At 35.8% G+C, this 7,883-nt stretch carries 8 protein-coding genes; 6 read left to right on the plus strand and 2 right to left on the minus strand.

The window, feature by feature from the left end:
* The first annotated feature begins 3 nt into the window (after positions 1–3).
* On the plus strand, positions 4–585 hold the full coding sequence (locus tag H5968_RS08475) for a hypothetical protein (RefSeq protein ID WP_187039594.1): 582 nt from the start codon (positions 4–6) through the stop codon (positions 583–585).
* A gap of 177 nt (positions 586–762) precedes the next feature.
* Positions 763–1,341, plus strand: coding sequence for a Uma2 family endonuclease (locus H5968_RS08480; RefSeq protein ID WP_187039595.1), 579 nt, complete (start codon positions 763–765; stop codon positions 1,339–1,341).
* Here H5968_RS08480 and H5968_RS08485 read toward each other — a convergent pair.
* Together H5968_RS08485 and H5968_RS08490 are read right to left on the minus strand one after the other, a co-directional pair.
* Positions 1,338–2,054: a Uma2 family endonuclease gene (locus tag H5968_RS08485; RefSeq protein WP_187039596.1), complete on the minus strand. Its 717-nt coding sequence runs from the start codon at positions 2,052–2,054 to the stop codon at positions 1,338–1,340. The two genes, H5968_RS08480 and H5968_RS08485, sit on opposite strands and share 4 nt — an antisense overlap.
* 233 nt (positions 2,055–2,287) lie before the next feature.
* On the minus strand, positions 2,288–3,451 hold the full coding sequence (locus tag H5968_RS08490; RefSeq protein ID WP_187039597.1) for a cysteine desulfurase family protein: 1,164 nt from the start codon (positions 3,449–3,451) through the stop codon (positions 2,288–2,290).
* A 114-nt stretch (positions 3,452–3,565) separates the two neighbouring features.
* On the opposite strand from H5968_RS08490, the gene H5968_RS08495 reads away from it, so the two are divergent.
* The 4 genes from H5968_RS08495 to H5968_RS08510 all read left to right on the plus strand — a co-directional run bounded on the left by H5968_RS08495 (position 3,566) and on the right by H5968_RS08510 (position 7,674).
* The gene (locus H5968_RS08495) at positions 3,566–3,724 is read left to right on the plus strand and encodes a hypothetical protein (protein ID WP_187039598.1); all 159 of its coding nucleotides are present in this window, start codon (positions 3,566–3,568) and stop codon (positions 3,722–3,724) included.
* 132 nt (positions 3,725–3,856) lie between these two features.
* Entirely contained in the window at positions 3,857–5,263 is a 1,407-nt protein-coding gene (locus tag H5968_RS08500) for a phospholipase D-like domain-containing protein (RefSeq protein WP_187039599.1), read from the plus strand.
* Between the two features lie 448 nt (positions 5,264–5,711).
* Entirely contained in the window at positions 5,712–6,287 is a 576-nt protein-coding gene (locus H5968_RS08505; protein ID WP_187039600.1) for a GNAT family N-acetyltransferase, read from the plus strand.
* Positions 6,288–6,468: 181 nt separating this feature from the next.
* Positions 6,469–7,674 (plus strand): NAD(P)/FAD-dependent oxidoreductase, encoded by a 1,206-nt coding sequence (locus H5968_RS08510; RefSeq protein ID WP_187039601.1) that lies wholly within the window; start codon positions 6,469–6,471, stop codon positions 7,672–7,674.
* Positions 7,675–7,883 lie beyond the last annotated feature (209 nt).

A 7,883-nucleotide genomic window follows, 5' to 3' on the forward strand; every position in this document is an offset into this window, starting at 1 on the left:
ATTATGTCAACATTAGTTAATTATTTAGAGGTTACAAAAATGTCTTCAGATAAAACTCCAAGTAAGCAACAACTACTTAAAACTTTAAAAGAACTTGAAAAAAATCCTAACGATTCTGCCAGAATACTAGGTGAAATTGGAATTGCTGTTTTTGCTGGTGGTGCTGTTGCTGTTGCTATAGCTGCTATTGGTGTTCAAGTATCAATTCCTATAGTTACAGCATTAACTGGTATAGTTCTGGTGGGCGCAGCACCTGTCGGTTTGGTTGTTGGAGGTGCTGTTGCTGGAGGTGCTGTTGCTTGGGGACTAACTCAATTAGTCAAACACGGCTCTAAAATGGAAGCTGCAAAAGCTAAAATAAAAGAGGATATCAAAAAAAATATTAAAGATATTGAAGTCAAAGAAAGAGCATCTAATGTTCAAGCAAAAGATTTAGGTTATTTTTATGGTGTGTTACATAAAGCTTTAGATGCTAATTTGATTAGTAATCAAGATGTTTTTAACTTATTACAAGCTATTTCCAATGGTCAAATGTCTTTATCTGAAGGATATAAATTAATGGAAAATATACTTGGGATAGCATAAAAGTTGAACCATTAATTGAGTAATCATTATCCGTTCACAGTTTCTTTATTTCCATTATCTCATAAAAAATCCTGTAAATCCTAAAATCCTGGACATTATCTCGACTTCGCTCGATAACCACCTGATTCTGACAAAAAATATCATATAATAGAGAATAAATATTTACCTCAATTAACTATGCAAACCACAGAATCACCCTTACAATTGCGACTGTGGACTGTTGATGAATACCACAGAATGGCTGAAGCAGGAATATTTGAACCAAGTGAACGAGTAGAATTATTAGAAGGGAAAATAATTTGCATAGTTGCTAAAGGAACAGTCCACCGGTCAGCAGTAGGAAGAACAAATAAATTATTACAAAATCGTTTAGAAAATCAGGCTTGGATAGCTATTCAAGACCCTGTAAAATTAAATGAAAGGTCTGAACCTGAACCAGATGTTGCTGTAGTCAAAATAGATCCTTTAGACTATGCAGATCATCATCCTACACCAGATGAAATTTATTTCATTATTGAAGTTGCAGATAGTAGTTTAAAGCTGGATACAGAAATAAAAGCTAAAGCTTATTCTCAAGCAGGAATTAAAGATTATTGGGTGTTAGATGTAGTCAAACGCGAATTAATTGTATTTAGAAATCCCACACCAGAAGGTTATCAAAATCAAGAAATTTCCACAGAACATCAAAAAATATCACCTTTAGATTTTCCTGATTTAGAAATTATGGTAGCGGAAATGCTACCACTTGTCTATTAAATATCAGGTTCAACACCCAGCTTTCTTAACTGTTCTATCAACCTTTCTTTCTGTTCCATTGGAGTCAAAACCCAATTACCAGAAACATCATACCACCTTAACCAAGGTTGCTGAATATTATTATAAATTCCCTCCCAAACACCCAAACCTAACTCTATTTCTGGTATCCAAAACCGATAATTTAATGATGATAAATCAATTTCTGCATAACGACCACCATCTAATTTAAACATTCTAAATTTATAGGTATAACGGTCAAAAATCGCATAGTAAGGAATCCTTAAAATCTGTTCATAAACTTCCCACTTGGTTGGTGGTTTTTCCACATCTCGCAAAGTCTGTCCTAAATCTTCCTTTTCTGTTCCTGGTGAAAGTAATTCAACTATTACAAAAGGAGTAATTCCTTCTTGCCAAATTACATAACTCAGTCGTAAATCACCATTTTTATAAAGGGGAGAAACACCCACAGATAGAAACCAATCTGGTCTTTTATACCATGTGGGATGATTGGGATCATAATATAAATTCATATCACTAGCGGTAAATATTTTGTCGCTAGGATAAACAGAAGATTTAAAAGTTTCGTCTAATAAACGAGGTTGTAATAAATGAAATTGATCTGGCAAACCTTTTTCCTCTGGATCTTCACTTTTAAGATCATACATCGTTGGTAATACTTCTTGAGGAGAACGTGGTGGATCTGTTTGGTACATAATTGGTAATTAGTAATTGGTAATTGGTAATTGGTAATTTACTCGTTCCCATACTCTGTATGGGAATGAATTATTAAAGGCTCTGCCTTTTGTCATAAAATTAGAGTCAGAGACTCTATGATAGCATTCCCAGTCAGAGACTGGGAACGAGAGACGAGAGAGACTGGGAACGAGAGAAATCCTGTAAATCCTTTAATCCTGGACATCCTGATTCTGACAAAAAATTCTAACAATCAACTCCTGACTAATTCCACATTTACCAACCTCTGCAAAACCTGTTTCAAAACGATCGCGGTCCAATCAATATCCGCTTCCGTTGTCTGTTTTCCTAATGTTAACCTAATTCCTCCTAAAGCGGCTTTTTGAGAATATCCCATTGCTAATAAAATCGGACTAGGATTTAATTTACCACTATTACAAGCAGCACCCGCACTAATACCAATTCCTGCTAAATTTAACTGACGAACTAAAGTTTTACCACTGATTTTTTCCCCATCTGCATATTCTAAACAAAAACTCAGATGATGGGGTAAACGATTAATCATATCACCTGTAGGAATTAAACCGGGGACATTTTCTAACAAAGAAAAGAGGCGATCGCGCAATTTTATTAATCTTATTCTTTCCCCTTCTAACTCTTTTCCCGCTAACTCCGCAGCAACCCCAAAACCAGCAATAGCGGGAGTTGCTTGTGTACCAGAACGCAATTTTTTCTCTTGTCCACCACCACCCAAAAGTGGTATTAACTCCACCCCTGGACGCACATATAAAGCACCCGCACCCAAAGGACCATATAATTTATGACTAGAAATACTCAATAAATCAACAGGTAAATTATTCACATCTATCGCTAAACGTCCAGCAATTTGTACTGCATCTGTATGAAATAAAGCATCATGTAATTTAGCAATTTTTCCCAATTCTACTATAGGTTGAACCGTCCCCACTTCGCTTTGTCCATAAATCACAGATACCAAAACTGTGTTATTTCTTAAAGCTGCTTTTAAATCTTCAGGATTAACTCTACCTTGTCCATTTACACCTAATCGTGTGACATCCCAACCCCAACTTTCTAACATTCGCACCGGTTCAGAAATAGCGGAATGTTCCACACTAGAAATAATAATATGTTGTGGTTTAGAATAACATCGAGCTACACCCATAATAGCTAAATTATCCGCTTCCGTTCCCCCAGAAGTAAAAATAATTGATTCAGGAATAGCATTGATTAAACCTGCAACTTGCATCCGCGCAGTTTCTAAAATTAAAGCTGCACGGTTGCCCCATTCATGTAAACTAGAAGGATTACCCCACTGTTGAGTTAAAACTGATTGCATAACAGCGATCGCCTCAGGACGAGGGGGAGTAGTAGCACTGTAATCTAGATAAATTTGCATAAAATCAATAATTTTGATAATTTAGCACGTATTATGGGCAATAATAAATTATTAGGAGTCAGGAGTTCAAGCAGTCGTAGGGGCGAAGCATTCGGGCAACCAATTATCAATTTTATGAAAAGGCTATTTTCCTGTAAGGGCGTTCGCGAAGCGTGCTGGAAGCATCAGCATTCGGGCGATAAATTATCAATTTTGATCACAGGTTATTTTCCGAATGCTTCGCCCCTACTTCGCCCGTACAGGAGTCAGGAGTCAGAATTTTTTACTTTCTGATCACTCATACAAAATCTTTCTTAAACCCTCTTTACTTTGCGTCCTTTGCGTCCTTTGCGGTTCATTCTTCCATGACTTATACATAACTCCTAACGTCCCTAATTATCCCTTATTTATTTGTATCAGATTCTCATGTCTATTTTTCACCATCTTAAATTTTCATCTTATATATTTTTATTCTTATTTACCCTCACCAGTTGTCAAAAAGTCAAATCTTCAAATCAGCGTTTAGCACCATTACCCCAAGAACCATTAATTCAAGTTTACTTCAATCATTCCCAAGCTTCAGAATATCAAGAAACCTACCGAAAACAAACCCGTCCAGGAGATGATTTAGAAAAACAGATTATTGATGTTATTTCCCAAGCTCAATCTACCATAGATATAGCAGTCCAAGAATTACGTTTACCAAAAATTGCCCAAGCATTAGCAGAAAAACAAAAATCCGGTGTTAAAGTTCGGTTAATTTTAGAGAATAACTATTCTCGTCCTTGGAGTAGTTTAACAGATGCAGAAGTTCAAAAACTAGAACCAAGAGAAAAAGCAAGATACAACGAATTGAGAAAATTTGTTGATATCAACCAAGACAATCAAATCACACCAGAGGAAATAAGTCAACGTGATGCTTTAGTCATTATCAAAAATAGTAAAATTCCCTGGATAGATGACACAGCAGATGGTTCTGCTGGTAGTGGTTTGATGCACCATAAATTTATCATTGTTGATAATCGTTTTGCGATAATTACTTCTGCTAATTTTACTTTCAGTGACACTTCAGGAGATATTAGCAATTCTAGCAGTTTAGGTAATGCAAATAACCTATTGAAAATTGATAGTCAAGACTTAGCTAATTTATTTACCGAAGAATTTAATATCCTCTGGGGTGATGGACCAGGAGGAAACCCAGATAGTAAATTTGGTGTTAACAAACCTATACGTAAACCCCAAACAATTACTTTAGTCAACAATCTAATTACCGTCAACTTTTCCCCTGTTTCTCCCACTCAACCTTGGAATAATTCTAGTAATGGTTTAATTTCCCAAACCTTAGATAAATCAAGTAAAAATATAGATATGGCATTGTTTGTATTTTCTGATCAAAGAATTGCCAATATTTTGGAAAATCGCCATAATCAAAATGTAAAAATTCGCGCTTTACTTGACTCACAATTTGCCTATCGTTCCTACAGTGAAGCTTTAGATATGATGGGTTTAGCTGTAATTGAAAACTGTAAATATGAAGTTGATAACCGTCCTTGGAAAAATCCTATTACTAGCGTTGGAATACCCACATTAGCAACAGGTGATTCTTTGCATCATAAATTTGGGATTATTGATAACACAACAGTAATTACAGGTTCTCATAATTGGTCAGAAGCAGGAAATCATAATAACGACGAAACTTTGTTAATTATTGAAAGTCCTACAGTATCTGCACATTTTCAGCGTGAATTTAACCGTCTTTATTCTACAATACAACCAGGATTGCCATTAACAATTCAGGCAAAAAATGATGCTAAAATTAAACAATGTTTGTAAATAACAACTCAATCATCTATCTGATTTTACCAATCAAAAAATTAATCTCAACACAGCAACACAACCAAAATCATAAACCATTACTAGTAAGGATAATTATTACCCGTCAACAATAAAAATTTATATATTTATAAAACTTATAATAAATACTGGGTATTAGTCCTAAAATGTAATTAATAATGGTAATATAATGTAAGTTAGTAAGCTGATGTGCAGCTAGACTGTATAATTACAAAACCTGAAGTTACAGTAGCACAAGCATCTTGCTTGTATTAATTATTTAAGTTAAAGGCATAACAGCTTAGTAGTATTAAGTAAATAAACGTTTAAAAACTTGTAAAATTGAGTATGAATCAAGTAATTAAGGCGTTAAAAATGATTGTATAGTTTGTATATTACCTGCTATTAACATCAAGAAAAACTAAGATAATTTATATAAACATAATCTATGCTAATTATCAAAGAGGAAATAAAAATTCGTCCTATGGAAAATCATAAAAATGACTATTTATTAATGGAAAAATGGCGCACCGATGAAAAAGTATTACAATTCTACGGAGGAAGAGATGAACCTTATGATTTAGAAAAGGTAATCAAAACCTATAAGCCCAGAATATTAGGAAAAGAATCACTTATTCCCAGGATTTTCTCATATCAAAATATAGACATTGGTTATTTACAATATTATGAACTGAATAAACTACCAGAACATCTTAGCAAAATGTATTCTTTACAAGATACAAATAATGTCTATGGCATTGACTTATTTATCGGTGAAACTCAATATTGGAATCAGGGAATTGGGACAAAAGTGTTATCTTTAGCGATAGAATATATATTTAACACTCTGCAAGCGTTGAAAATAGTAATTGATCCTAATGTAAAAAATCACCGTGCTATTCGCTGCTATGAAAAATGTGGGTTTGTGAAAATTAAGCTGTTACCATGTCATGATCTACACGAAGGTAAATATCAGGATTGTTGGCTAATGGCAAGAGAACGTAATATAGCAGGTGACAGGTGACAGGTGACAGGTGACAGGTGACAGGTGACAGGTGACAGGTGACAGTGTGAAAAGTCTTTTACCTTATGGCTTTTGATATAAATTGCGTATCTGATTCAAGTCCAGATCACAATAAATCATTACACTAAGAATAACACTAAAAATAAATCAACCTGCTAGAATTTAGCCTCTGAGCAAAACCATGACACAAACAACTACAAAAACAACTACAAAAATCTGTATACTAGGTGGAGGCTTTGGAGGTCTCTACACCGCCTTACGGTTAAGCCAGCTACCCTGGGAAAATACACCCAAACCTGAGATAATCTTAGTAGATCAGAGCGATCGCTTTCTATTCTCTCCCCTACTTTACGAACTCCTCACTGGCGAACTACAAACCTGGGAAATAGCCCCACCATACCAAGAACTGCTACAAGGGACAGGAGTACGTTTTCATCAAGCCACCGTCTCAGAAATCGACACCGACAAACAACAGGTACAATTGCAAGATGGGCAAAAAATCGACTACGATCGCCTAGTATTAGCATTAGGTGGTGAAACACCCCTAGATTTAGTACCCGGTGCAGTCAACCATGCTTACCCCTTCCGTACCATCACGGATGCTTATCACCTAGAAGAACGCCTGAGAATTTTAGAAGCATCAAATCCTGAAAAAATTCGTGTTGCCATAGTTGGCGGTGGTTACAGTGGCGTAGAATTAGCTTGTAAACTAGCAGATAGACTAGGAGAAAAAGGCAGATTTCGCCTGATTGAAATCGGTGATCAAATTTTAAGAAATTCCCCAGAATTTAACCGCGAAGCCGCCAAAAAAGCCTTAGATGCTAGAGGCGTGTTTATAGATTTAGAAACCAAAGTATTATCAATAGGAGAAAATACCATTTCCCTGGAGTATAAAAATCAAGTAGATGAAATTCCTGTAGATTTGGTAATTTGGACAATCGGTACAAGAGTTTCCCCAGTGGTAAAAAATCTACCCCTCAAGCAAAACCAACGCGGACAAATCACCACTACAACCACATTACAAGTCTTAGAACATCCCGAAATTTTCGCTTTAGGAGACTTAGCAGACTGTAAAGATGCAGAAGAAAAACAAGTACCCGCAACTGCCCAAGTAGCATTTCAACAAGCAGATTATACAGCATGGAACATTTGGGCATCTTTAACCAATCGTCCTTTACTTCCCTTCCGCTATCAACAACTAGGGGAAATGATGTCCTTGGGAGTAGATAACGCCACCCTCACAGGTTTAGGTGTGAAACTAGATGGTTCTTTAGCATACATCGCCCGTCGGTTAGCTTATTTATACAGATTACCAACCTTAGAACATCAATTAAAAGTCGGGTTTAATTGGTTAGTTAGTCCGATCATTAAAACACTTTCTCAGTAAAATAGGTGACAGGGAATAGGGAATAGGGAATAGGGAACAGAAAGCAAAAGGCAAAAGATAAATATTCTTCCCTGCCTCCTGCCTCCTGACTGCTTTAACTCCTGACTTCTTGAATTTCTGACTCCTTGAACTCCTGACTCCATGATCGCCTTGATCTCCTTATGAAAAACCCAATAGTTATTTTTTTAGATGCTGTAGGTACACGATTT

The sequence above is a fragment of the Sphaerospermopsis sp. LEGE 00249 genome (genome assembly GCF_014299995.1).
In the GTDB taxonomy this organism is placed as follows: Bacteria; Cyanobacteriota; Cyanobacteriia; order Cyanobacteriales; family Nostocaceae; genus Sphaerospermopsis; species Sphaerospermopsis kisseleviana.

What these genes read in the sequence shown, in the direction of transcription:
- H5968_RS08475 (WP_187039594.1), top strand. Translation starts at nt 4, where the DNA reads ATGTCAACATTAGTTAATTATTTAGAGGTTACAAAAATGTCTTCAGAT.
- H5968_RS08510 (WP_187039601.1), top strand. Translation starts at nt 6,469, where the DNA reads ATGACACAAACAACTACAAAAACAACTACAAAAATCTGTATACTAGGT.
- H5968_RS08495 (WP_187039598.1), top strand. Translation starts at nt 3,566, where the DNA reads ATGAAAAGGCTATTTTCCTGTAAGGGCGTTCGCGAAGCGTGCTGGAAG.
- H5968_RS08480 (WP_187039595.1), top strand. Translation starts at nt 763, where the DNA reads ATGCAAACCACAGAATCACCCTTACAATTGCGACTGTGGACTGTTGAT.
- H5968_RS08490 (WP_187039597.1), bottom strand. Translation starts at nt 3,451, where the DNA reads ATGCAAATTTATCTAGATTACAGTGCTACTACTCCCCCTCGTCCTGAG.
- H5968_RS08485 (WP_187039596.1), bottom strand. Translation starts at nt 2,054, where the DNA reads ATGTACCAAACAGATCCACCACGTTCTCCTCAAGAAGTATTACCAACG.
- H5968_RS08505 (WP_187039600.1), top strand. Translation starts at nt 5,712, where the DNA reads ATGCTAATTATCAAAGAGGAAATAAAAATTCGTCCTATGGAAAATCAT.
- H5968_RS08500 (WP_187039599.1), top strand. Translation starts at nt 3,857, where the DNA reads ATGTCTATTTTTCACCATCTTAAATTTTCATCTTATATATTTTTATTC.